The sequence below is a fragment of the Pseudooceanicola sediminis genome (genome assembly GCF_003575965.1).
In the GTDB taxonomy this organism is placed as follows: Bacteria; Pseudomonadota; Alphaproteobacteria; order Rhodobacterales; family Rhodobacteraceae; genus Pseudooceanicola; species Pseudooceanicola sediminis.
The window spans coordinates 100,728-124,462 of the sequence record NZ_QWJJ01000006.1 but is presented as its reverse complement, the minus strand read 5'-3'; the positions used below and the strand labels follow the sequence as shown (position 1 = coordinate 124,462).

Genomic DNA, 23,735 nt, shown 5'->3' with positions numbered 1-23,735 from the left:
CCTCGGCTTGCCGAAACGCAAATTTTCACTGTCTGATTGGGATGACATGGGATTGCCGGCCTCACCGGCCCTGTTACATCCCCTGCTCAAGGCGAATCACACCGTCGTGAGGCGCGGAATCTGGCCAAATCGGGCACCTAGGGCACGAAATGATCCGCAGAATGTCGCCGGTTCCATGGCGTTCGGGCGACAGACGCGATTTTTTTCACCTGCTGGCAGAGGGGTGGCGCACCGCATGGCATGGCGCAGTCGCAACTATATGTGGTGGTTGGGTGGCCTGAGGGGCGCTAATTAGCGGCAAAGGCGATGCCGAAAAGCCTCTACATCTTGTTTTTTGCCTGCGTCGAAAACCACATCTTCCCATGAATTCCCAAAAAAACCATTTGCGTCCCATCCCCTCCCATGGCATCCATGGATCACAAGATGAGGACGGGAAATTAAGAGGCACAAGACCTCATAAAAACAACTTCCCAGGCAGCAAGTAGTACAGGCCCCGCTTTCATCGAACCAAAGAGATCCGGCGTGCGGGGCGAGCAGACATCCCCCCAGGTGGCCGCGCGCAGTCGGACATACCCGGAAACGGGACGAGGGCGGCGGATAGGGCAGTGGCAGCAGCTCCTATCCGCCGTTTTCCGTTTCAGGGTCGCCATTCAGGCATGAGGCGTCAAGGGGGGATCCGGTAGGGGATTGGGTAGAACCTTGCGTATCAAAAGGTTCAAAGGCGAAGAGGAGCTCAAGATTGACTCCAAGGGCAGGGTGTCCATCCCGGCCAACTTCCGCCGTGTCCTTGAATCGCAGGATCCCGACTGGACCGAGGGCAAGAGCGTCAGCATGACCATTGTCTACGGCTCCCACCTCACCGATCACATTGAATGTTATTCCGTCGAGTCCATGGGCGAGATCCAGGACCTCATCGATCGCATGCCCAGTGCCGGCACGCGCGCCAAGGCCATGACCCGCATGTTCCTGACCGAGTCCCTGGATTTCTCCATCGACGACACCGGGCGGATCGTGCTGCCCGCGAAACTGCGCAGCAAGATCGGTGTCGCCATGGGCGATGCGGTGATGTTCGCAGGTTTCGGCAAGACGTTTCAGATCTGGAACCCGGCCGCCTATGCCCGCGTGGTCGCGGACCAAGAGGCCGCGCTTGCGCAAGAGGACGATACCTTTGATCCAGCGGCGATCTTCGATGAGCTGCGCGGCCACGCCGCAGCCGCGACCGGGGGTGCCTGAGCAATGGCCGATGACAATTCCGCCCCCGAGACGCCGCACATTCCGGTTCTGCTGGGGCCGCTGCTCAAGGCCGTCGCGCCGGTTGAGGGCGTCTGGGCCGACGGCACCTTTGGCGCGGGTGGCTATGCCCGTGGGCTGATCGACGCCGGGGCCGCCAAGGTCATCGGCATCGACCAGGATCCGCTGGCCATCGACATGGCGCAGGGCTGGATCGGCGACTACGCGGGGCGTTTGCAACTGGTGCAGGACAACTTTGCAAACCTCGACAAGATTGCCGAGGCGCAGACCGATGGCGGGCTGGACGGGATCGTCCTCGACCTCGGTGTCAGCTCGATGCAGCTCGATCTGGCTGAACGCGGCTTTTCCTTCATGCGCGACGGGCCGCTCGACATGCGGATGAGCCAGTCGGGCACATCCGCCGCCGATCTGGTCAATGACCTAGAGGAGGCCGAACTGGCCGACCTGATCTATCTCTATGGCGAAGAACGTGCCTCGCGCCGCATCGCCAAGGCCATCGTACGCGAACGCGAAGAGGCCCCGATCAACAACACTGCCCGTCTGGCCAAGATCGTCGAGGGCTGCCTGCCGCGGTCCAAGCCGGGGCAGAGCCATCCGGCCACGCGCACCTTTCAAGGTCTGCGCATCGCCGTGAACGATGAATATGGCGCGCTGGCCGATGGCCTGATGGCGGCGGAACGGGCGCTGAAACCCGGCGGCGCGCTGGCTGTCGTCACCTTTCACTCCATCGAAGACCGTATGGTCAAACGCTTCTTCCAGTTGCGTTCGGGCACCACCGGCAATGCCAACCGCTATGCCCCCGCGCTGGAGGAGGAGGTGCCCGCCTTCACCCAGAAGACCCGCAAGGGCATCCGCGCCGACGAAGACGAACTCAAGCTCAATCCGCGGTCGCGTTCGGCGCATCTGCGCGTCGGATTCCGCACTGATGCCCCCTCCGAAGATATCGATCGTGCCATGCTGGGTATGCCGGGGGCAAAGAAGGCGGGCCGCGAAGAGTCCAACACGAACAGGGGGAAACGTCGATGAAATCATTGCTTTATGTGCTCAGCGCCATGGCCGTGATCGGCCTTGCCTTCTGGGCGTACCGGGAAAACTATCAGACGCAGGCCGCCATCGATCAGGCTGAACGGTTGCAAAACCGCATCATGGCATCGCGCGCGCGCCTGTCGATGCTGCGCGCCGAATGGGCCTATCTGAACCGCCCCGACCGGTTGCGCGAACTGGCCGAGATGAACTTCACCAATCTCAAGCTGCAACCCATCGACCCGGCGCAATTCGGCAAGGTCACCCAGGTGCGCTATCCCGATCCGGTCCTGCCGCTGGTGTTCAACGAACCCGTCGACGTCTCGACGATGAACCGACCCACCGATCCGCAGGCACCCGCCGCCGTTGCGGCCCCCGCTCCGGCGGCCAAGGCGCCCGCGCCTGCGGCAGGCAAACCGGTCGCCCCGGCGCGGACCCAGGCGCCGGTCGCGCATGTCACCAAGGATGCGATTGCCCGCGCCCTGGCCGAAGCCCTGGGGGGATAACCAGAGATGAACCGCATTCCGCTGCGCCCGCTGGCCCGTATCCTGCAAGCCCGCGAAAAGGGCGAAAACCCCGACGCCATCGAACGTGAAAACCTGCGCCTGCGCCACGAGGCGATGCGCGACCGCGCCCGCGCCCGCGCCGAAGGGCGCCTGCTGGTGCTGGGGCTGGCCTTTGTCTGTGCCTTTGCGACGGTCGGGGCACGGATGGGCACCATGGCCTCCTCCACCCCCGAAGAACCGCGTGCCTCGGCGCGCGGCGCGGGGATCGTGGCCCAGCGTGGCGACATCCTGGATCGCGACGGGCGCATCCTGGCGACCAACATGGAAACCTATTCGCTCTATGCCCACCCGCACCAGATGATCTATCCGGCGAACGCGGCGCGCGAACTGGCAAAGATCTTTCCCGAACTCGATGCGGAAAAGCTGGAAAAACGCTTTACCGGCAATGGCAAATTCTACTGGATTCGCCGCACCATGTCGCCCGAACAACGCCAGGCCGTGCATGACATCGGCGATCCCGGGCTGCTGTTCGGCCCCCGCGAAATGCGCCTCTACCCCAACGGTCCGATCGCCGCGCATATCCTCGGCGGCACCTCCTTCGGCACCGAAGACGTCAGCTATGCCGAAATCAAGGGCACGGCCGGCATCGAACATTCCTTCGATGCGGAACTGCGCGACCCCGCGAACGGCGGCAAGCCGCTGCAACTGTCGCTGGACCTGACCGTGCAGGCCGCGCTGGAACAGGTGCTCGACGGCGGCATGAAGCTGATGAATGCCAAGGGCGCCTCGGCGGTGCTGATGGATGTGCACACAGGCGAAATCGTCTCGATGGCCTCGCTGCCCGATTTCGACCCCAACGACCGGCCCCACCTGCCGACCTCGGGCCACCCCGACGACAGCCCGCTGTTCGACCGCTCGGTTCAGGGCGTGTACGAACTCGGCTCGGTGTTCAAGATCTTCACGATCGGCCAGGCGCTGGAACTCGGCCTCGTCTCGCCTGATACCGTCGTCGATATCCGCGGCCCGATCCGCTGGGGCCGTTTTCGTATCGGCGATGACCACTATCTCGGCAAGGAAGCGACGGTCAGCGAGATCCTGATCGAAAGCTCCAACATCGGCACGGCCCGAATTGCCCAGATGATCGGCGCCGAGCGCCAGCAGCAATTCCTGCACAAGCTGGGCTTTTTCGTGCCCTCGCCGGTCGAACTGTCCGAAGCCGCCATGACCAAGCCGAACTGGCAGACCAACTGGTCCGACCTGACGACGATGACCGTGTCCTACGGGCACGGCATGTCGATTTCCCCGCTACAGCTGGCCACCGCCTATGCAGCGGTTGCCAACGGCGGGCGGTTGCTGAAACCGACCCTGTTGAAACAGGCGGTCCCGCAGGATGGCGAACGCGTGATGAGCGAGGCCACATCGGCCATTGCCCGCCAGTTGCTGCGCAAGGTCGTCACCGAAGGCACCGCCTCGTTTGGCGAGGTGCCGGGCTATGATGTCGGCGGCAAGACTGGCTCTGCGAACAAGCTCAAACCGACGGGCGGCTACTACGACGACAAGACCATCGCGACCTTTGCCTCGATCTTCCCGATCCGCGATCCGAAATATGCGCTGATCGTCATGCTCGACGAACCCTCAACCTTCATCTATGGCGAAGATCGCCGCACGGCAGGCTGGACAACCGTGCCCGTCGCCGCCGAGATCATTCGCCGGATCGGGCCGCTTCTGGGCCTGCGTCCCTACGTTGAACCCCAGCGTGTGGCTGATATAACCCTCACATCGAACTGAGGCGGGCAGCATGGCCCGGAAAGGCGCGGGAATGGCGGATCGGAATGGCGTTTCAGGCGGGCAGACAAAGTCTCTCGCGCAACTCGGGCTGCATGGCCGCTCCGGTCGGACCGTCCAGGTCTCGGGGCTGGCGGTCGACAGTCGCGATGTTGAACCGGGGTTCCTGTTCGCCGCCCTGCCGGGCACGCGCATCCACGGTGCCGCCTTCATCGAAACGGCGCTGCGCATGGGCGCCGCCGCCATCCTGACAGATGCAGAAGGCGCGGCCCTTGCCGCCCGCGACCTGGCCGACAGCGACGCCGCGCTGGTGATCGCCGAAGACCCGCGTCAGGCGCTGGCCTGCGCCGCGGCCCTGTGGTTCGGCGCGCAGCCCGCGGTCGTCGCGGCGGTGACCGGCACCAACGGCAAGACCTCGGTCGCCACCTTCCTGCGCCAGATCTGGCAGGCGCAGGGACAAAAGGCGATCAACCTCGGCACCACCGGCGTCGAAGGCGATTATGCCCATCCGCTGGCCCACACCACGCCTGAACCGATCACGCTGCACCGCATCCTGGCCGATGCCGCCGCCGCCGGCGTCACCCGCTGCGCGATGGAGGCGTCGTCGCACGGGCTGGCGCAGCGCCGCCTTGACGGCGTGATGCTGCGCGGCGCGGGCTTTACCAACCTGACGCAGGACCACCTGGATTATCACGCCTCGTTCGAGGAATACTTTGCCGCCAAGGCAGGCCTGTTCACGCGTGTCCTGCCGCCTGACGGGTACGCCGTGATCAACATCGACGGCGCGCGCGGCCCCGACATGGCCGAGGCGGCGGAAATGCGCGGCATCGACGTGCTGACCGTGGGGATGCACCCGGACGCCGAAATGCGCATCATGGCGCGCCGCTTCGAACCGCTGGGCCAGACGCTGCGGGTCAGCTTCAATGACGAAGACTACCAGATCCACCTCAACCTGATCGGCGGATTCCAGGCCGAAAACGTGCTGGTGGCGGCGGGGCTCGCGATCCTGACGGGCGAACCGCCCGAGCAGGTGTTCGGCGTCCTGCCACAGCTCGCCGGTGTGCGGGGCCGGATGCAGCTGGCGGCCACCCGTGCCAATGGTGCGGCGGTCTATGTCGACTATGCCCATACCCCAGATGCGGTCGCGACCGCGCTCAAGGCGCTGCGCCCGCACGTCATGGGCCGGATCGTGGCCGTCATCGGTGCCGGGGGCGACCGCGACCGTACCAAGCGGCCGCTGATGGGGCAGGCGGCGGCGGAACATGCCGATCTCGTCTTTGTCACCGACGACAATCCCCGCTCCGAAGATCCCGCGACGATCCGCCAGGCCGTCATGCTCGGCTGTCCCGACGCGGTCGAGGTCGCTGATCGCGCCGAGGCGATCCTGCGCGCCGTCGATTCCCTTGGCCCGGGCGATGCCCTGCTGGTTGCGGGCAAGGGGCACGAAAGCGGCCAGATCATCGGCCAGACAACCTATCCCTTCGACGATGTCGAACAGGCCTCGGTTGCCGTCGCCGCCCTCGACGGGCGCCTCGCATGACGCTCGGCACGGTTCTTTGGCACGCGGCAGAGGCCGCAGCCGCGACCGGCGGTCAGGCGCAGGGCGACTGGCGCGCCACCGGCGTCTCCATCGACACGCGCTCCATCGCGCAGGGTGATCTCTTCGTTGCGCTGAAGGCCGCCCGCGACGGGCATGATTTCGTGGCGCAGGCGCTCAACGCCGGGGCCGCCGCCGCCCTCGTCACCCATGTCCCCGACGGGGTCGCTCGGGATGCGCCGCTGCTGATCGTCCCCGACGTGCTTCAGGCGCTGGAGGATCTGGGCCGCGCCGCCCGCAACCGCATGACGGGTCGGGTCGTCGCCGTCACCGGATCGGCGGGCAAGACCTCGACCAAGGAAATGTTGCGCGACGTGCTGGGCGCACAGCGCCGCACCCACGTGGCCGAGGCCAGCTACAACAACCACTGGGGCGTGCCCCTGACGCTGGCGCGGATGCCGCGCGACACCCAATGCGCGGTGATCGAGATCGGCATGAACCACCCCGGAGAGATTGCGCCGCTTGCGCGCCTTGCGCGCCCGCATGTCGCCCTGATCACCACCATCGCCCCGGCCCACCTCGAAGCCTTCGAGTCGATCGAGGGCATTGCCCGGGAAAAGGCCACGATCTTCGAAGGGCTGGAACCCGGCGGCACCGCCATCATCAACGGCGACCTCTCGACCACTGCGCTGATGGTCCAGGCGGCGCGCGATCATGGCGCGCGCGTGCTGACGTTCGGGGAAACCACGCCCTGCCACCATCGCCTGCAAAAGGTCACGCTGGCCGAAGACTGCCTTGTCTGTCACGCCCGCGCCTGGCGCACGCCGATCACCTACAAGGTCTCTGCCGCCGGGCACCACTTCGCGCTCAACGGCCTTGCCGTGCTGGCCGTGGCGCAGGTTCTTGGCTGCGACAGGGCGCTGTCGCTGGCCGACATCGGCCGCTGGACCCCGCCCGCCGGCCGTGGCCTGCGTCAGAAACGTGTGCTCGACCCGCTGGATCGTGCCCTGTCTTTCGAGCTGATCGACGACGCCTTCAATGCCAACCCCGCCTCCATGGGGGCGGCGCTGGATGTGCTGGCGGCCTCGCACCCGCGCGACAACCTCGGTCGCCACGCCCACGGCCGCCGCGTCGCCATCCTGGGCGAGATGCTTGAGCTTGGCACCAACGAACTGGCGATGCACCGCGCGCTGGCCGATCTGCCCGCGATGGAACACATCGACCTCGTGCATTGCGTCGGGCCGCGGATGCAGGGCCTCTACGATGCGTTGCCCGATCACAAGCGCGGTCGATTCGTGAAAAAGGTCGACAAACTGGCAGCAGAGCCGCTGCGCCTGGTCGACGCAGGCGATGTCGTGCTGATCAAGGGCTCGAAAGGCTCCCGTGTGTCACTTGTCGTTGACGCCCTGCGAAAACTCAGCCATCCCGCCGACGATTAAGCGATACCCAAGGAAGGACCCACGAGATGTTGTATTGGCTGACGGCCCTCTCGGATGGCGGCGACATCTTCAACCTCTTCCGATACATCACGTTCCGCGCCGGCGGGGCCTTCATGACGGCGCTGATCTTCGGCTTTCTGTTCGGCCCGCCGCTGATCAACGTGCTGCGCCGCAGCCAGGGCAAGGGCCAGCCGATCCGCGAAGACGGCCCGCAGACCCACCTGCTCAAGGCGGGCACGCCGACCATGGGCGGGTTGCTGATCGTCGGGGCGCTTGTCACCTCGACGCTGCTCTGGGCCCGCCTCGACAGCCCGCTTGTCTGGCTGGTCCTGTTCGTCACCCTGTCCTTTGCCGCCATCGGTTTTGCCGACGATTACGCCAAGGTGGCCAAGCAGACCACCGCAGGTGTGTCGGGCAAGGTCCGTCTGGCCATCGGTTTCGGGGTGGCCCTGATCGCCAGCCTCTGGGCCACCTGGCTGCACCCCAGCGATCTGCAATTCGAACTGGCGCTGCCGATCTTCAAGGACGTGCTGATCAACCTCGGCTACGGCTTCATCCCCTTTGCCATGTTCGTCATCGTCGGCGCCGCAAATGCGGTCAACCTGACCGACGGGCTGGACGGTCTTGCGATCATGCCGGTGATGATTGCCTCCTCGGCGCTCGGCATCATCGCCTATACGGTGGGCCGGGTCGACTATACCGAATACCTCGGCCTGCACTACGTTCCGGGCACCGGCGAAATCATCATCTTCGTCGCCGGTCTGGTCGGCGGCGGCCTCGGGTTCCTGTGGTACAACGCGCCCCCCGCCGCCGTCTTCATGGGCGACACCGGCAGCCTCGCCCTCGGCGGCGCGCTCGGCGCGATTGCCGTGGTGACGAAACACGAAATCGTCCTCGCCATCGTTGGTGGTCTCTTCGTGGTCGAGGCGCTGTCAGTGATCATCCAGGTCGCCTACTTCAAGCGCACCGGCAAACGGGTCTTCCTGATGGCCCCGATCCACCACCATTACGAGAAAAAGGGCTGGGCGGAACCGCAGATCGTCATCCGCTTCTGGATCATCTCGCTGATCCTGGCGATCATCGGCCTCGCGACACTCAAACTGCGCTGACGCTGCTGTGAAACTACGCTGACGCTGCTGCGGGCCGGCCACGCGTGTGCCCGGCTCAGCACGTCAAACGGGGCCGGGCAGGGGGTATCCACCGCGCGCCCCGCCCCGCACCATCCGGGCCGGGCCGGGGCGGCATTCTGCCCGCCCTTTGCGGCCTGCGGCAACGCACGGTGCGTTAACAGTCGCATTTCACCGCCCGACGGCACCGCCCGGAAACCGAATAGATACCGTTCAGATACCGACGTTGCGATTTCGCACTTCGGCCTTGTTAACCTGGGGTTTGCGCCGAGTCGCCGTTTCGGCGTACCGACACCCCTCACCGACACCCCAGCGGCCATCGTCCCGCCGCTTCATCGCCTTGCAACTTCCCCGCGCCGGGGGGCAAGGTTGCCCGGCACGACAGGAGAATGCGCATGATTCCGGTACAGGGTTTTCAAGGTCAGACAGTTGCGGTTCTGGGGCTTGGGCGTTCGGGTCTGGCGACGGTGCGCGCGCTGCGGGCCGGGGGGGCGACTGTCATCGCATGGGACGATGGCCCCACCGCTGCGCAGCTGGCCGAGGCCGAGGGCATTGTTCTGCGCGACCTCACGAAACCTGATGCCTTTCAGGATGTTGCCTGCCTCGTCACCTCTCCCGGCATCCCCCATCTCTATCCGCGGCCCCACCCTGTGATCGCCGCCGCGCTGCGGGCGGGCGTGCCCGTCGACAACGATATCGGTCTGTTCTTCCGCTCCCTCGCGGAACCGGACTGGGATCGTTTCGACCAGCTGCCCCGCGTCATTGCCGTGACCGGATCGAACGGCAAATCCACCACCTCGGCCCTGATCGCGCACATGCTGGGTGAATTCGGCCGCGACGTGCAGCTTGCCGGGAATATCGGGCGCGGCGTGCTGGACATCGACCCACCCGAAGACGGCGGTATCGTGGTGCTGGAGCTGTCATCCTACCAGACCGAGCTTGCGCGCTCGCTTACCCCGGATGTTGCTGTTTTCACGAACCTTTCTCCCGATCATCTGGATCGCCACGGCGGTTTGGGGGGGTATTTCGCGGCCAAGCGCAGGCTGTTCGCCGAAGGCGGTCCCGACCGTTGCATCATCGGCGTGGACGAGGTCGAGGGGCAGATGCTGGCCAACCAGCTTGCCCAAAGCCCGGCAGATGATCGCGTGATTTCAGTGTCTTGCGCGCGCAAGCTGGGCGGCCCCGGCTGGTCCGTCTTTGCCCGCAAGGGGTTCCTGTCCGAATATCGCAAGGGTCGCCAGATCGGCACCATCGACCTGCGCGCCATTCCCGGCCTGCCCGGCGCGCACAACCATCAGAACGCCTGTGCCGCCTACGCCGTGGCCCGCACCCTCGGCTATGCACCCCGCCAGATCGAAGCGGCGTTTCACAGTTTCGCAGGTCTGCCGCACCGCAGCCAGACCATCGCCGAGGTAGGGGGCGTACGCTACGTCAACGATAGCAAAGCCACAAACGTGGATAGTGCAAGACAGGCCCTGCGGGCATTCCCGAATATCCGCTGGATTTGTGGCGGGCTGGAAAAGGAAGGCGGGCTGGATGCCCTGCTCGACGCGACAGGCTCGGTTGTGAAAGCCTACGTGATCGGACGCGAGGCGGCGCATTTCGCGATGCAACTCAAGGGGTTGGACGTCGAAATCTGCACCGACATGACACGCGCCGTCAGCCGCGCCCGGGACGAAGCACAGGAAGGCGATACCATCCTGCTGGCCCCCGCCGCCGCAAGCTTTGATCAATACAACAGCTTTGAACACCGCGGCGATGATTTCGTAAATATTGTCAAAGACTTGACGGGTGTTGACGGGCGCTGATAGCGGCCCTCAGCGACCCGCGCTCAGCGCACGGGCTGCGGCCATCGCGCTCGCCCAGGCCCACTGAAAGTTGTAGCCCCCCAGCCACCCGGTGACATCGACGCATTCACCGATGGCATACAGGCCCGGGACGTCCTTGACCTGCATGTCCTTTGACGAAAGCGCATCGGTCGATATGCCACCCAGCGTCACTTCGGCGGTGCGATAGCCTTCGCTGCCCGCAGGCGTCAGGGTCCAGTTGCCCAGCCGCGCGGCAAGCTCCGCCAGCGCCTTGTCCGACTGGTCGCCCAGGTTGCCGGCCAGCTGCCATTCCCCCGCCAGATGGTCCGACAGCTTTGCGGGAATCAGCGTGTCAAGCGCCCGGTGCAGGCTACGCCGCCCGACCTCGCCGCGCAGGCGGCGCAACGCTGCGAAGGCATCGGTGCCGGGGGTCAGGTTGACGGAAATCGCCTCGCCTTCGTGCCAATAGCTCGAGGCTTGCAGGATCGCCGGTCCCGACAGCCCCCGGTGGGTGAACAGCATCGCCTCGTCAAAGCCGGTCGTGTCCGCCGTGACCCGCGTTGGCAGCGCCGTGCCGGGCAGCCCGGCAAAGCGTTCGGGCGGAAAGGTCAGCGGCACCAGCGCGGGGCGCGTTTCGACCATGGGCAGGTCGAATTGTCGTGCGATTTCATAGGCAAACCCGCTGGCACCCATCTTGGGAATCGACTTGCCCCCCGTTGCCAGCACCAGCGCGCGGGTGCTGATCCGCTGTGTGCGATCGCCCCGCGTCAGGCTCAGCGCAAAGCCCCCCGCGACCCGCTCGACACCCGAGGCGCTGGTTTGCAGGCGCAGGTCCGCCCCGGCCCTGGCAACCAAGCCTGTCAGCATGTCGACGATCTGTTGCGCGGACCCGTCGCAGAACAATTGGCCCAGCGTCTTTTCATGCCAGGCGATACCATGTTCGGAGACCAGCGAGACGAAGTCCCAGGGCGTGTACCGCGCCAGCGCCGATTTGGCGAAATGCGGATTGGCCGACAGGTAATTCGCCGCAGTGGTATCTGTGTTGGTAAAATTGCAGCGCCCGCCACCACTTATGCGGATCTTCTCGCCGGGTTTCTTCGCATGGTCCACCAGCAGAACGCGCCCGCCACACTGGGCGGCGCACATCAGACCGGCGGCCCCGGCCCCAAGGATGACGACATCATAGTCCATGACCCTGCTTTGAGCGAAGGCACGACGCTGTGCAAGGGTGCGAATGCGCTTGACCGCCGACAGGCGGGTTGTCACGCTCCGCCCGCAACAGGAGCCATGGGCAATGACAGATATTGCAGACCAGATCACCGAAGAGGTCACCGAGACGAAGGGCAGCTACAGCTACCGCGCGGACGGCGCCGTGGCCGAGATGACCTATTCGCGGGCGGGGGCGAATCTGATCATCATCGACCATACCGAGGTGCCCGATGCCTTTCGCGGTCAAGGTGTCGGCGTTGCCCTGGTGACCCGGGCGGTATCGGATGCCCGTCTGCGCGGTCACAAGATCCTGCCTCTGTGCCCCTTTGCGGCGGCGCAGTTCCGCCGCCACCCCGAATGGTCGGATGTGCTGAACGGCTGAGCCGATCAGGCCCCGAGCATGGCGTCGAGACGTGCAAACTCCGCTTCGGTCTGCTCTCGCATCTGCGAGGTCAGCGCAGCGTCGCGCAAGGCATTGGACTTGTACCAATATTCGCTGGTCATCAGGGTGCCGTCCCGATCCGGAATCATCAGCACCGTGCACAGGACTGCGGCATCGGCGGGGGCACCATCCTGCACCTCTTGTCGCACCGTGCGGGCAGGGGGTTCGACATCCTGAAAGGTGGCGGTGATCCCCATGGTTCGGCCCTCGCCGATATCCCAGGTCATCCGCGCCTGGCCACCGGGGCGCAGCGCGATGTCGCATTCCGTGACGGTTCGGGTTGGGGCGCTGCGCCATTGTCGCACCATCTCTGCATCGAAACAGGCGGCAAACAGGGTGGGGCGATCGGTGGCAAAGCGACGATAGATGCGGATGCGGTCCGACCCGAAGGTGGTGATCGTGGCGGTGCCGACCGGCTGGTCGATGGGGGCAATGGGCATGGGACTATCCTTGAAACAGGTCGCAGGCGGCAATGGGTCAGTGAAAATTCAGGCGATCCGCGTGGTGTGGTGCCTTTTACGATCCTGTCGGAAATGCCGGCGGGATCAAGGGCAAAGCGCCCGGATGCGGCCCCGCGCGGGAAGGCCGGCCCCATCCAGCCTGCGTGGAGGGCGCACCGCACCGCCGCCGATGTGCCGGTCCGGGGCAGAGACCGGCATAGCCCAGCCCCATACGTGCCAGTGCCCGCCGCCAAGGCCTGCGAGGGCCGACTTATCCGCCTCATTGGCGGCATTCAGACTGGCCCTGAGGGGTAAAACGGGCTACACTTGATCCCAGACCCCGAAAAGGGGCTCCCCGCAAAGGGGCAAGATGAGGCATCAGGCGGAAAACAATGACTGAGATGGTGTATGGCGCCATCCCTGTGAGGGATGGCGAGCCGGTAATTCCCAAGTGGTGGCGCACGATCGACAAGCTGACGCTCAGCTGTATCCTCGGGTTGTTCGGGGTTGGGCTGTTGCTGGGCTTTGCCGCGTCACCCCCGCTGGCGGAACGCAACAACCTCCCGCCCTTCTATTATGTTCAGCGACAGGCATTTTTCGGGATCCTGGCCATGGCCGCGATGCTGGCCAGCTCGATGATGACGCCCCACATGGTGCGCCGCCTGGCTGTGATCGGCTTTATCGGGACCTTCATCTCGCTGGCGATGCTGCCGGTGCTGGGCACCGATTTCGGCAAGGGGGCCGTCCGCTGGTACTCGCTGGGGTTTGCGTCGGTGCAGCCGTCGGAATTCCTCAAGCCGGTGTTCATCGTTGTCGCCGCCTGGATGATGGCCGCCGCGCAGGAGGTCAACGGACCGCCGGGGCGAATGCTGTCCTTCGTGCTGATGGGCACCATCGTGACCATGCTGGTGCTGCAACCCGACTTTGGTCAGGCCAGCCTGATCCTGTTTGGCTGGGGCGTGATGTATTTCGTCGCTGGCGCACCGCTGGTGCTGCTGTCGGGCATCGCCGGGCTGGTGGTGCTGGGCGGCACGCTGGCCTACCAGAACTCGCAACACTTTGCGCGCCGCATCGATGGTTTTCTCAGCCAGGATGTCGACCCTACGACGCAACTGGGCTACGCCGCGAATGCCATCCGCGAAGGGGGCTTTTTCGGTGTCGGTATTGGGGAAGGTCAGGTCAAGATGAGCCTGCCGGACGCCCATACGGATTTCATCATTGCGGTCGCCGCCGAAGAATACGGACTGGTTCTGGTGCTGATCATCATCGCACTCTATTCCACCGTGGTGCTGCGCAGCTTTACGCGTCTGATGCGCGAACGCGATCCGTTCATCCGCCTCGCTGGGACCGGCCTTGCCGCGATCTTTGGCGTGCAGGCGATGATCAACATGGGGGTCGCCGTTCGCCTGCTGCCGGCCAAGGGCATGACCCTGCCGTTCGTTTCCTATGGTGGATCGTCTCTGATTGCAGGTGGCATTGCCGTCGGCATGTTGTTGGCCTTCACGCGCAGCCGTCCGCAGGGCGAGATCGGAGACCTGCTCTCCGGTCGCGGCCGCTAACCTCGGGCGGAACTGGTCAATGAACTTTGATGCTCCTCTCCTGATCATCGCAGCCGGGGGAACCGGCGGACACATGTTTCCCGCCCAGGCCCTTGCCGAGGCGATGCTGGCCCGTGGCTGGCGGGTAAAGCTGTCAACGGATGCGCGTGGCGCCCGCTATGCCGGTGGCTTTCCCAAGGAAGTCGAGGTCGAGCAGATTTCCTCGGCCACGTTCGCGCGCGGCGGGCTGGCATCCAAGGTCATGGTGCCTCTGCGGATCACGGCCGGTGTTTTTGGCGCAATCTTTCGGATGATGCGCGATCGCCCCTCGGTGGTGGTTGGGTTCGGCGGCTATCCGGCGATTCCGGCGATGGCCGCGGCCTGGGTGCTGAAGAAACCGCGCATGATCCATGAACAAAACGGCGTGCTCGGTCGGGTGAACCAGGTCTTTGCCCCGCGCGTCAATCGCGTGGCCTGTGGCACCTGGCCAACAACCCTGCCCGCGGGCGTCGACGGCGTGCACACCGGTAACCCGGTGCGCAGCGCGGTGCGTGAACGCGCCGGCGCGGCTTATATCTCGCCCGGTGACTACCCGATGTCGGTGCTTGTGATGGGGGGCTCGCAAGGGGCGCGTATCCTGTCCGACGTGGTGCCCGCCGCAATGGCGGCCCTGCCGCTGGATCGCCTGCAAAACATCCGCGTCAGTCATCAGGCCCGCCCCGAAGATATTGATCGCGTCGCCACGTTCTATGCTGAAAACGGCATCGATGCGGATGTCGAGCCGTTCTTTCATGATGTCCCCCGGCGCATGTCCGAGGCGCAGCTGGTGATCACGCGTTCTGGCGCGTCCTCGATCGCCGATCTTTCGGTGATCGGGCGCCCCGCCATTCTGGTGCCGTTTGCCGCCGCCGCCGCCGACCATCAGACCGCGAATGCACGCGGGCTCGTCGAAGCCGGAGCCGCGATCATGATCCCCGAATCCAAAATGACACCCGAGGCCGTGGCGACGCAGATCTCGCTGGTGCTGGACCATCCCGAAGGCGCCGAGGCGATGGCGCGCGCCGCCCTGACCGTGGGCAAACCCGAAGCCGCGGAAACGCTGGCCGACATGGTCGAAACCCTGACGCGGAGCACCCGCGCAGGCCGCCAAGACAAAGGACATTGATGTGAACGCCGCAACCAAGCTGCCCGGTGACGTAGGCCCCATTCATTTCGTCGGAATCGGCGGGATCGGCATGTCCGGCATCGCCGAAGTGCTGCTGAACCATGGATACACGGTGCAGGGCAGTGATCTGAAACGATCAAAGATCACCGAGCGGCTTGAAAGTCTTGGGGCCCTGGTGTTCGAGGGGCAGAGCGCAGAAAACCTGGAAAATGCGCAGGTCGTGGTGATCTCGTCTGCCATCAAGCCCGGCAATCCCGAACTCGACGAAGCGCGTCTGCGCGGCCTTCCCGTCGTGCGCCGTGCCGAGATGCTGGCAGAACTGATGCGGCTGAAATCCAATGTTGCCGTCGCCGGTACGCATGGCAAGACGACGACCACCACAATGGTTGCGACACTGTTGGATGCCGGTCACCTCGATCCGACGGTGATCAACGGCGGCATCATTCATGCCTATGGGTCGAACGCGCGCGTCGGCCTTGGGGAATGGATGGTGGTTGAGGCGGATGAAAGCGACGGCACCTTCAACCGGCTGCCTGCCACCATCGCCATCGTCACCAACATTGACCCGGAGCATATGGACCACTGGGGTGATTTCGACGCGTTGCGCAGGGGGTTCCTCGATTTCGTGTCCAACATCCCATTCTATGGAATCGCGGTTTGCTGCACCGATCATTCCGAGGTGCAGAACCTGGTGGGCAAGATCACGGATCGCCGCGTTGTCACCTACGGGTTCAATGCCCAGGCCGATATTCGCGCGGTGAACCTGACCTACAAGGCGGGAGTCGCGCATTTCGATATCCTGTTACAGGCCGAGGGGCAGAAGATCGAGGGATGCACCTTGCCGATGCCTGGCGATCACAACGTCTCGAACGCGTTGTCGGCGGTCGCGGTGGCGCGGCACCTGGGGATGAAGGCAGAAGAGATCCGCAGCGCGCTGGCAGGTTTTGCTGGCGTCAATCGCCGCTTTACCCGGGTCGGCGTCGTCAACGGTGTCGCCATCATCGACGATTACGGCCACCATCCGGTTGAGATTTCGGCCGTGCTCAAGGCGGCGCGCCAGGCAAGCGAAGGCCGCGTCATCGCCGTGCATCAGCCGCACCGCTATTCCCGTTTGCATTCTCTGTTCGACGATTTTTGCGCCTGTTTCAACGAAGCAGATGTCGTTGCCATAGCTGAGGTCTATTCAGCGGGCGAACAACCCATTCCCGGGGCCAGCCGCGACGATCTGGTCGCCGGCCTGATCCGGCACGGCCACCGTCACGCCCGCGCGATCACATCCGAGGACGATCTGGTTCGTCTTGTGCGCGAGCAGGCCCAGCCTGGCGACATGGTGGTCTGCCTCGGCGCCGGGACTATCTCTGCCTGGGCCAATCGCCTGCCGGAGCGGCTGTCCGAAACGGTCTGATCTGGCGCAACCCTTGCGATATGCGTGAATCACCCCTGATGGGGGCCTGACGGCGGAGAACCCTGCCGGCAGGCCCTTACGTGTGCAATTGGGGGTTGATTTCAGATTCACATTCGCGCCTTTGAATTGATATATTTTTCGGCAAATTTTAAAAACTTCCTTGTTATCGCAGGGGGTTGGCACTACCTTTGCAAAACGGCAACAGATCACGAAAAAGCACGGAGCACACATGACAGAACACTTGCGCGTATATGCCTGTGCACAGCTTTCGTATGGCGTCTGTCAGCCTCTTGCGTCTGCATTCCAACGTGCGGAGGCGCGGGAATGATCAGTGAATCCATCTCCCTCGTCCTGATCTGGGGTCTTGCAGCAAATCTTGCCGCGATATTGCCACGTCAGCAGGATGACTGGACGCCGGCGTATATCCTGATTGCCATAGGTATCCCGATCCTTGGATATGTTACGATGCAGCATGGCCCATGGGCCGGACTGATCGTGCTTGTGGCTGGCATGGCGGCGCTGCGCTGGCCGGTCGTCAACTTCGGTCGCTGGTTGCGCAGTCGCATCGACTGAGGGCGCGCCCCGCGCTGTGTCCTTGTCGGGCCGTGCCTGCGTTGGTAGAGAGCCTCACCGCACAGGAGAGACCATGCCACGCCCCGACGAAATCCAAATCAAGGGTCGCCTGACCGCAGATCGTCCGCTGTCGGATCTGACATGGTTGCGTGTCGGTGGGCCGGCTGCCTGGCTGTTTCAGCCGGCCGATGTTGACGATCTTGCGCATTTTCTGAGCAATCTTGATCCGGACATTCCGGTGTTTCCCATGGGCGTTGGATCGAATCTCATCGTGCGGGACGGCGGGTTGCCGGGGGTCGTGGTCCGGCTGGGGCGTGGCTTCAACGGGATCGAAGTCTCGGGAACAAGGGTGACGGCGGGCGCTGCGGCGTTGGATGCCCATGTCGCCCGCAAGGCGGCAGAGGGTGGTGTCGATCTCACGTTTCTTCGCACGATCCCCGGTTCGATTGGCGGCGCGTTGCGCATGAACGCCGGATGCTACGGAACCTACACGGCGGATGTCTTTGTCTCCGCTGTTGCCGTCAGTCGCGAGGGGCAGGTGGTTCGCCTTGGCAAGGATGACCTTGATTTCCGTTATCGCCAGACATCGTTGCCGGACGGCTGGGTGCTGGTTTCGGCGCAGCTGGAGGGGGCGCCGGGGGATCCCGATCAGCTGGCTGAAAGGATGCAGCATCAACTGGCGCGGCGCGACGAAACGCAGCCGACCAAGGAACGTACCGCCGGATCGACGTTTCGCAACCCGGCCGGTTTCTCTTCTACCGGGCGGGCAGACGATGTGCATGACCTGAAGGCGTGGGCGGTGATCGATGCCGCGGGAATGCGCGGGGCGCGCCTTGGCGGAGCGCAGATGAGCGAAAAGCATTCGAACTTCCTGATCAACGCGGGTGGCGCAACGGCCACGGATCTGGAGGCTCTGGGTGAAGAAGTCCGAAAAAAGGTTTTTCAATCGCAGGGAATACAGCTAGAGTGGGAAATCATGCGAATAGGTAATCCCGCGCCCCGTTAGTGGCTGGTTAAACCCTCGCAAAAGATCAGAAAATTGGGGGCCGCAACAGGCCCGCACGCAGTCATAAGGTGCCGCAAAGGCGCCAATTTTAAGCGGATTTTATATATCCGAAGGCGAACAAGGGCCGCAAAGGTCCGGGACATTGAGGCGCAACGTGGGTTTGTCGAGCAGGGCAACCCCGAAAGTGGTGGTACTGAAGGGCGGACCCTCGGCTGAGCGCGAGGTGTCGCTGTCGTCAGGGCAGGAATGCGCCGCCGCTTTACGGGAAGAGGGCTTTGAAGTGGTCGAGCTGGACGCTGGTCCGGACCTCGCCACGCGTCTTGGCGAAATCGCTCCGGATGTGGTCTTTAACGCCTTGCATGGCCGCTGGGGCGAAGACGGCTGCGTTCAGGGCCTGCTGGAGTGGTTGCGCCTTCCCTATACGCATTCCGGGGTGTTGGCCTCGGCGCTTGCGATGGACAAGGAAAAGACCAAGGCGGCCTATGTCGCGGCTGGTCTTCCGGTGGCGACCAGCCTTCTGGCAACAAAATCCGATATCCAGGCATCTCACCTCATGGCACCGCCGTACGTGGTGAAACCCTACAACGAGGGGTCGTCGGTGGGTGTCTACATCGTCCCCGAGGGCGCAAATGCGCCGCCAACTATCGCTGACGACATGCCCGACACGCTGATGGTCGAACAATTCGTGCCGGGCCGTGAGCTGACAGTTTCCGTGCTGGGCGATCGGGCACTTTGCGTGACCGAAATCATGACGAATGGCTGGTACGACTACGCGGCCAAGTATACGCCCGGCGGGTCCACTCATGTCTGCCCCGCCGAAATCCCGCCCGAGATAGAGGCGGCGTGCCTTGATTTTGCCCTTCGTGCGCATCGCGCCCTCGGGTGTCGGGGCCTGTCGCGCACGGATTTCCGCTGGGATTCGGACAAGGGCATTTCTGGCCTGATCCTGCTTGAAACAAACACCCAACCGGGCATGACGCCGACGTCGCTCTCGCCCGAGCACGCCCTGGCCTGTGGATATTCCTTTGGCGCATTCTGCCGCTGGTTGGTGGAGGACGCATCATGCGAGCGGTAAGAGCGACCCGGGCCAAGTCGCGCCGCCGCGATGCGACGCGGCACGATCCCGCTCCGTCACGCTGGTCCTGGCGGATGCAGCGCCTGATGCTGACGCCGACGTTTCGCCTTGCCATCCGGGTGATATTGCCGCTGGCGATCTGCGCCGGCGCGGCGACGATCTATGCCGGGGACCAGGCGCGTCGCGACACGATCGTGGCCAAGGTCGAGGGCTGGAAGCACGACTTTCAGAACCGCCCGCAATTCATGGTAAACGCGATGGAGATTTCGGATGTCTCGCCCGAGACATCGCGCGAAATCCGGGATGTCGCTCATCTCGGTCTGCCACGCTCTTCCTTCGATCTGGACCTGCCGGCACTGAAGGCGTCCATCGAAACGCTTCCGGCGGTCGCCGAGGCTGCGCTGCAGGTGCGCAAGGGGGGTGTGCTGTTTGTCGGCGTGACCGAACGAATTCCGGTGGCATTGTGGCATGGTCCCGATGGCATCGAGCTGGTCGACCCGGCCGGGGCGGTCACCGGAACGCTCGGAAGCCGCCTCGATCGATCTGACCTGCCGTTGTTGGCAGGGGTCGGGGCGCAGGCGGCGGTGCCCGAGGCGCTGGCGCTGCTGGCCGTTGCCGACCCCGTGCGCGATCGCGTGCGCGGGTTGGAACGTATCGGGGCGCGCCGCTGGGATCTGGTGCTGGACCGGGGGCAGCGCATCATGCTGCCCGAAGAGCGCCCCGTTCCAGCGTTGGAACGGGTGCTTGCATTGCACCAGGTTCAGGAATTGCTCGATCGGGATGTGACGGTGGTGGATATGCGGCTGGCGTCGCGTCCGACCGTGCGGCTGTCCGACGGGGCTGCGGAAGACTGGCGAAAGATCAGGGACTTGGTTGCGGATACAGGAAGGTAAGGCATGGAGCTGTACGAATTCCAGCGCGCGATGCGCAACATGCGCAAGGCAGCAATGCAGCGCGGCGTCGTTGCGGTGCTTGACGTGGGCAGCAGCAAGATTGCCTGCCTGGTGCTGCGTTTCGACGGGGCAGGGCGCAAGGCAATGCCCGGCGATGGTGTCGGGTCCCTGGCTGGACAGGCCGGGTTTCGTGTGATCGGTGCCGCGACCACGCGTTCGCGCGGGGTCCGCTTTGGCGAAGTTGAATCGATGCCGGAGACCGAACGTGCCATTCGTACCGCGCTCCAGGCGGCACAAAAGATGGCCAAGGTGCGCGTCGATCACGTGATCGCCTGTTTTGCAGGCGCCGGTCCGCGCAGCTACGGCCTTACCGGGCGTGTGGATGTCGAGGGTCAGCTGGTGTCGGATCAGGACGTCAGTCGCGTGCTTGCGGCGTGTGATACGCCCGACTATGGCGAGGGGCGAGAGGTGCTGCACGCCCAGCCGGTGAACTTTGCACTCGACAACCGCTCCGGGCTGTCTGACCCGCGTGGCCAGATTGGCAACACGCTGGCGACCGATCTGCATATGCTGACCGTCGATGCCGCGGCCGTGCAGAACCTGGCCCATTGCGTCAAGCGCTGCGATCTGGAGCTGGCAGGCATCGCGTCTTCGGCCTATGTCACCGGCATTTCCTGCCTTGTCGAAGACGAGCAGGAGCTGGGCGCCGCCTGCATCGACATGGGGGGCGGTGCGACGTCGCTGTCGATCTTCATGAAAAAGCACATGATCTACGCCGATACGGTGCGGATGGGCGGGGATCACGTCACCAGCGATATTTCGATGGCGCTACAGATTCCGATGGCCAATGCCGAGCGGCTGAAAACCTTTTACGGCGGTGTCGTCGCCACCGGGATGGATGACCGCGAGCGGATCGAGATCGGCGGAGAGACCGGGGATTACGAACATGACCGCAGAACAGTCACGCGCGCCGAACTGATCGCGATCATGCGCCCGCGTGTCGAGGAAATCCTTGAAGAGGTCCGGTATTGCCTGGATGCCGCCGGGTTTGACCATCTGCCAAACCAGCAAATCGTGCTGACCGGCGGTGCCAGCCAGATCCCGGGGCTGGACGGCCTCGCCAGTCGTATCCTCGGCCAGCAGGTGCGTCTTGGTCGGCCGCTGCGCGTGCATGGACTGCCGCAAGCCGCCACCGGACCGGGCTTTGCCTCTGCCGTGGGCATGTGCCTGTTCGCCGCGCACCCGCAAGACGAATGGTGGGACTTCGATCTGCCGCTTGATCGCTATCCCGCCCGGTCGCTGAAACGGGCCGTGCGATGGTTCAAGGACAACTGGTAAACGCAATATGATGTGGCGTAGGCGAAATACCGCGACCCTCTCGACCGATTAGCCCATATTTGGTGGTTTTTCACGGATTATGGGGTGACGCGCGGGGCCAAAACCGGTAAACTTAGCCTTGATAGGCAGAAAAACACCCCGGAAAACCGGGACTCAACCAGGCGGACAAATCGATGACATTGAACCTCAGCGTTCCCGGTCAGGGAGAAGAGTTGAAGCCCCGTATTACCGTGTTCGGCGTCGGTGGCGCAGGCGGTAACGCCGTGAACAACATGATCGAAAAAGAGCTCGAGGGCGTCGATTTCGTCGTGGCGAACACGGATGCACAGGCGCTTCAGCAAAGTCAGGCACAGAGCCGCGTTCAGCTGGGGGTCAAAGTTACCGAGGGTCTCGGTGCGGGGGCCAAACCCTCCGTCGGGGCCGCCGCTGCCGAAGAAAGCATCGAACAGATCGTCGACCACCTCGCGGGCGCACACATGTGCTTCATCACGGCGGGCATGGGCGGCGGCACCGGCACCGGCGCGGCCCCGATCATCGCCCAGGCGGCGCGCGAACTCGGCGTGCTGACGGTCGGTGTCGTGACAAAGCCCTTCCAGTTCGAGGGCAACAAGCGGATGCGCCAGGCTGAAGAAGGCGTCGAAGCCCTTCAGAAGATGGTCGATACGCTGATCATCATCCCGAACCAGAACCTGTTCCGCCTCGCCAACGAAAAGACCACCTTTACCCAAGCGTTCTCTCTGGCTGACGACGTGTTGTACCAAGGCGTCAAAGGCGTCACCGACCTGATGGTGCGCCCCGGCCTGATCAACCTCGACTTTGCCGACGTTCGCGCCGTGATGGACGAGATGGGCAAGGCGATGATGGGGACTGGCGAAGCCGACGGCGAAACCCGCGCCATCCAGGCCGCCGAAAAAGCCATCGCGAACCCGCTGCTGGACGAGATTTCCCTGCGCGGTGCCCGTGGCGTGCTGATCAACATCACCGGTGGCCACGATCTGACGCTGTTCGAACTGGACGAAGCCGCAAACCGTATCCGCGAAGAAGTCGACCCGGATGCGAACATCATCGTCGGTTCGACCCTGGACGAGAACATGGAAGGCCGCATGCGTGTCTCCGTCGTCGCCACCGGCATCGACGCGACCGAGCATCTGGAAATCCCCGTGCCGCGCCGCAAGCTGTCCGAGCCTTTGAAACCCGCCGCGCGTGTCGAGGAAGATGTCATCGCCGCCCCCGCGAGCGTTGCCGCCACACCCCGTAGCCAGCCGACCTACGCCGAAGTCGACGAAGAAGAAGCGAACGCGCCGACACTGTTCGACGATTTCGAAGACGATCAGGCAGGCAGCTCGATGGACGCGGCATTTGCCGAACCCGCCGCGCCCAAACCTGCGGCCCGCCCTGTTCCTGTCCAGCATCGCCCGGCATATGAAACGGCGCCGCGTCAGCAGGCCCCTGCCGCCCGCGCCTCGGATGATCTGCCCCCGCCGGCCTACAAACCCCGCCCTGCGGATACCGGCGCGCAGAATTATCAGGATGCCGGTGCGCCCGATACCTTTGTTGCACCGCAGCCGCGCCGTCCCGGTCAACCGTCGCCGGAGGCACTTGCACGGCTTCAGGCCGCTGTCGGCCGGGCACCGCGTCCGGCACCCCAGGTCGCGCAGCAGGCTGAGCCCGCTGCCGCGCCGCGGCGGGCCGAGCATGAGAAATCGCGCTTTGGCATCAACTCGCTGATCAACCGGATGACCGGCTCTTCCGAGGCCGCCGAGGACAACCGCGCCCCCGCGCCGCAACCGCGCCAGCAACCTGCCATGCGCAGTTCCGAGCCGACCGCGCCGCGAATGGCCCCGAAATCTGCCCCGCAGACGGCCGCAAAACCCGCTGCAGCGCCCAAACGCGCGGTTCAGTCAAGCGAGCCGGAACAGGACCGGATCGAGATCCCGGCCTTCCTGCGTCGCCAGGCCAATTGATCAAAACCGGCGTCGCGTGATGTGACGCCGCGTTTCGAAATCAGGTAAAAGGCCGCCCTTGGGCGGTCTTTTTGCCTTAAATCAAGGCTTTGTTTCAGTATCTTTCAGGGCTTTGCGGGTTACCGCCCAGCGTTTCGGTCGATGTTTCAATCCGTTGCAAAGAGTGAGTTGAGTGCGACCTCCCCAGCTTTTACCTAAAGGGCATTCAGGA

Annotated in this window: 20 protein-coding genes; 18 read left to right on the top strand and 2 right to left on the bottom strand. The window is 64.3% G+C overall.

Annotated features, from left to right (window positions below; genetic code table 11):
* The first annotated feature begins 699 nt into the window (after positions 1 to 699).
* The 8 genes from DL237_RS08360 to murD all read left to right on the top strand — a co-directional run bounded on the left by DL237_RS08360 (position 700) and on the right by murD (position 10,476).
* Positions 700 to 1,233: a division/cell wall cluster transcriptional repressor MraZ gene (locus DL237_RS08360; protein ID WP_158585604.1), complete on the top strand. Its 534-nt coding sequence runs from the start codon at positions 700 to 702 to the stop codon at positions 1,231 to 1,233.
* Between the two features lie 3 nt (positions 1,234 to 1,236).
* Complete coding sequence (gene rsmH, locus DL237_RS08355) at positions 1,237 to 2,277, top strand: 16S rRNA (cytosine(1402)-N(4))-methyltransferase RsmH (protein WP_119398596.1); 1,041 nt, start codon at positions 1,237 to 1,239, stop codon at positions 2,275 to 2,277.
* Complete coding sequence (gene ftsL / locus DL237_RS08350) at positions 2,274 to 2,780, top strand: cell division protein FtsL (RefSeq protein ID WP_321185972.1); 507 nt, start codon at positions 2,274 to 2,276, stop codon at positions 2,778 to 2,780. Before rsmH ends, ftsL begins: the two co-directional genes overlap by 4 nt.
* Before the next feature lie 6 nt (positions 2,781 to 2,786).
* Positions 2,787 to 4,568, top strand: a complete 1,782-nt coding sequence (locus DL237_RS08345; RefSeq protein ID WP_119398595.1) for a peptidoglycan D,D-transpeptidase FtsI family protein — start codon at positions 2,787 to 2,789, stop codon at positions 4,566 to 4,568.
* A gap of 10 nt (positions 4,569 to 4,578) precedes the next feature.
* Positions 4,579 to 6,105, top strand: a complete 1,527-nt coding sequence (locus DL237_RS08340) for a UDP-N-acetylmuramoyl-L-alanyl-D-glutamate--2,6-diaminopimelate ligase (protein ID WP_233544908.1) — start codon at positions 4,579 to 4,581, stop codon at positions 6,103 to 6,105.
* On the top strand, positions 6,102 to 7,541 hold the full coding sequence (locus DL237_RS08335; protein WP_119398593.1) for a UDP-N-acetylmuramoyl-tripeptide--D-alanyl-D-alanine ligase: 1,440 nt from the start codon (positions 6,102 to 6,104) through the stop codon (positions 7,539 to 7,541). The genes DL237_RS08340 and DL237_RS08335 overlap by 4 nt, the downstream gene beginning before the upstream one ends.
* Before the next feature lie 26 nt (positions 7,542 to 7,567).
* Positions 7,568 to 8,650 carry a phospho-N-acetylmuramoyl-pentapeptide-transferase gene (mraY, locus tag DL237_RS08330; RefSeq protein ID WP_119398592.1) on the top strand — a complete coding sequence of 361 codons (1,083 nt, stop codon included), beginning with the start codon at positions 7,568 to 7,570 and terminating at the stop codon, positions 8,648 to 8,650.
* A 413-nt stretch (positions 8,651 to 9,063) separates the two neighbouring features.
* Entirely contained in the window at positions 9,064 to 10,476 is a 1,413-nt protein-coding gene (gene murD / locus DL237_RS08325; protein WP_119398591.1) for a UDP-N-acetylmuramoyl-L-alanine--D-glutamate ligase, read from the top strand.
* A gap of 9 nt (positions 10,477 to 10,485) precedes the next feature.
* Here the strand turns inward: murD and DL237_RS08320 are convergent, their stop codons facing one another.
* Entirely contained in the window at positions 10,486 to 11,667 is a 1,182-nt protein-coding gene (locus DL237_RS08320; RefSeq protein WP_119398590.1) for a BaiN/RdsA family NAD(P)/FAD-dependent oxidoreductase, read from the bottom strand.
* A gap of 103 nt (positions 11,668 to 11,770) precedes the next feature.
* On the opposite strand from DL237_RS08320, the gene DL237_RS08315 reads away from it, so the two are divergent.
* Positions 11,771 to 12,067 (top strand): GNAT family N-acetyltransferase, encoded by a 297-nt coding sequence (locus tag DL237_RS08315; RefSeq protein ID WP_119398589.1) that lies wholly within the window; start codon positions 11,771 to 11,773, stop codon positions 12,065 to 12,067.
* 5 nt (positions 12,068 to 12,072) lie between these two features.
* Here DL237_RS08315 and DL237_RS08310 read toward each other — a convergent pair whose 3' ends face one another.
* Positions 12,073 to 12,567, bottom strand: a complete 495-nt coding sequence (locus DL237_RS08310) for an SRPBCC domain-containing protein (RefSeq protein WP_119398588.1) — start codon at positions 12,565 to 12,567, stop codon at positions 12,073 to 12,075.
* A 392-nt stretch (positions 12,568 to 12,959) separates the two neighbouring features.
* Between DL237_RS08310 and ftsW the strand changes: the two genes are divergently transcribed.
* The 9 genes from ftsW (at position 12,960) to ftsZ (ending at position 23,524) form a co-directional block, all read left to right on the top strand.
* Complete coding sequence (gene ftsW, locus DL237_RS08305; RefSeq protein WP_119398587.1) at positions 12,960 to 14,126, top strand: putative lipid II flippase FtsW; 1,167 nt, start codon at positions 12,960 to 12,962, stop codon at positions 14,124 to 14,126.
* Between the two features lie 19 nt (positions 14,127 to 14,145).
* On the top strand, positions 14,146 to 15,270 hold the full coding sequence (murG, locus tag DL237_RS08300; protein WP_119398586.1) for an undecaprenyldiphospho-muramoylpentapeptide beta-N-acetylglucosaminyltransferase: 1,125 nt from the start codon (positions 14,146 to 14,148) through the stop codon (positions 15,268 to 15,270).
* A gap of 1 nt (position 15,271) precedes the next feature.
* Positions 15,272 to 16,675 (top strand): UDP-N-acetylmuramate--L-alanine ligase, encoded by a 1,404-nt coding sequence (gene murC, locus DL237_RS08295; protein WP_119398585.1) that lies wholly within the window; start codon positions 15,272 to 15,274, stop codon positions 16,673 to 16,675.
* A gap of 324 nt (positions 16,676 to 16,999) precedes the next feature.
* On the top strand, positions 17,000 to 17,248 hold the full coding sequence (locus tag DL237_RS08290; protein ID WP_321185971.1) for a DUF2484 family protein: 249 nt from the start codon (positions 17,000 to 17,002) through the stop codon (positions 17,246 to 17,248).
* 73 nt (positions 17,249 to 17,321) lie between these two features.
* Positions 17,322 to 18,254, top strand: coding sequence for a UDP-N-acetylmuramate dehydrogenase (murB, locus tag DL237_RS08285; protein ID WP_119398584.1), 933 nt, complete (start codon positions 17,322 to 17,324; stop codon positions 18,252 to 18,254).
* Between the two features lie 154 nt (positions 18,255 to 18,408).
* A complete protein-coding gene (locus DL237_RS08280) occupies positions 18,409 to 19,329 on the top strand; it encodes a D-alanine--D-alanine ligase (RefSeq protein ID WP_119398721.1) in 921 nt (306 codons plus the stop codon).
* Positions 19,317 to 20,222, top strand: coding sequence for a cell division protein FtsQ/DivIB (locus DL237_RS08275; protein WP_119398583.1), 906 nt, complete (start codon positions 19,317 to 19,319; stop codon positions 20,220 to 20,222). The genes DL237_RS08280 and DL237_RS08275 overlap by 13 nt, the downstream gene beginning before the upstream one ends.
* A 30-nt stretch (positions 20,223 to 20,252) precedes the next feature.
* Positions 20,253 to 21,560: a cell division protein FtsA gene (ftsA, locus tag DL237_RS08270; RefSeq protein WP_119398720.1), complete on the top strand. Its 1,308-nt coding sequence runs from the start codon at positions 20,253 to 20,255 to the stop codon at positions 21,558 to 21,560.
* 173 nt (positions 21,561 to 21,733) lie between these two features.
* Positions 21,734 to 23,524 (top strand): cell division protein FtsZ, encoded by a 1,791-nt coding sequence (gene ftsZ, locus DL237_RS08265; protein ID WP_119398582.1) that lies wholly within the window; start codon positions 21,734 to 21,736, stop codon positions 23,522 to 23,524.
* The last annotated feature ends 211 nt before the right edge of the window (positions 23,525 to 23,735 follow it).

Coding starts and splice junctions, on each gene's coding strand:
- rsmH (WP_119398596.1), top strand. CDS start 1,237: ATGGCCGATGACAATTCCGCCCCCGAGACGCCGCACATTCCGGTTCTG.
- ftsL (WP_321185972.1), top strand. CDS start 2,274: ATGAAATCATTGCTTTATGTGCTCAGCGCCATGGCCGTGATCGGCCTT.
- DL237_RS08345 (WP_119398595.1), top strand. CDS start 2,787: ATGAACCGCATTCCGCTGCGCCCGCTGGCCCGTATCCTGCAAGCCCGC.
- DL237_RS08340 (WP_233544908.1), top strand. CDS start 4,579: ATGGCCCGGAAAGGCGCGGGAATGGCGGATCGGAATGGCGTTTCAGGC.
- DL237_RS08335 (WP_119398593.1), top strand. CDS start 6,102: ATGACGCTCGGCACGGTTCTTTGGCACGCGGCAGAGGCCGCAGCCGCG.
- mraY (WP_119398592.1), top strand. CDS start 7,568: ATGTTGTATTGGCTGACGGCCCTCTCGGATGGCGGCGACATCTTCAAC.
- murD (WP_119398591.1), top strand. CDS start 9,064: ATGATTCCGGTACAGGGTTTTCAAGGTCAGACAGTTGCGGTTCTGGGG.
- DL237_RS08320 (WP_119398590.1), bottom strand. CDS start 11,667: ATGGACTATGATGTCGTCATCCTTGGGGCCGGGGCCGCCGGTCTGATG.
- DL237_RS08315 (WP_119398589.1), top strand. CDS start 11,771: ATGACAGATATTGCAGACCAGATCACCGAAGAGGTCACCGAGACGAAG.
- DL237_RS08310 (WP_119398588.1), bottom strand. CDS start 12,567: ATGCCCATTGCCCCCATCGACCAGCCGGTCGGCACCGCCACGATCACC.
- ftsW (WP_119398587.1), top strand. CDS start 12,960: ATGACTGAGATGGTGTATGGCGCCATCCCTGTGAGGGATGGCGAGCCG.
- murG (WP_119398586.1), top strand. CDS start 14,146: ATGAACTTTGATGCTCCTCTCCTGATCATCGCAGCCGGGGGAACCGGC.
- DL237_RS08290 (WP_321185971.1), top strand. CDS start 17,000: ATGATCAGTGAATCCATCTCCCTCGTCCTGATCTGGGGTCTTGCAGCA.
- murB (WP_119398584.1), top strand. CDS start 17,322: ATGCCACGCCCCGACGAAATCCAAATCAAGGGTCGCCTGACCGCAGAT.
- DL237_RS08275 (WP_119398583.1), top strand. CDS start 19,317: ATGCGAGCGGTAAGAGCGACCCGGGCCAAGTCGCGCCGCCGCGATGCG.
- ftsA (WP_119398720.1), top strand. CDS start 20,253: ATGCGCAACATGCGCAAGGCAGCAATGCAGCGCGGCGTCGTTGCGGTG.
- ftsZ (WP_119398582.1), top strand. CDS start 21,734: ATGACATTGAACCTCAGCGTTCCCGGTCAGGGAGAAGAGTTGAAGCCC.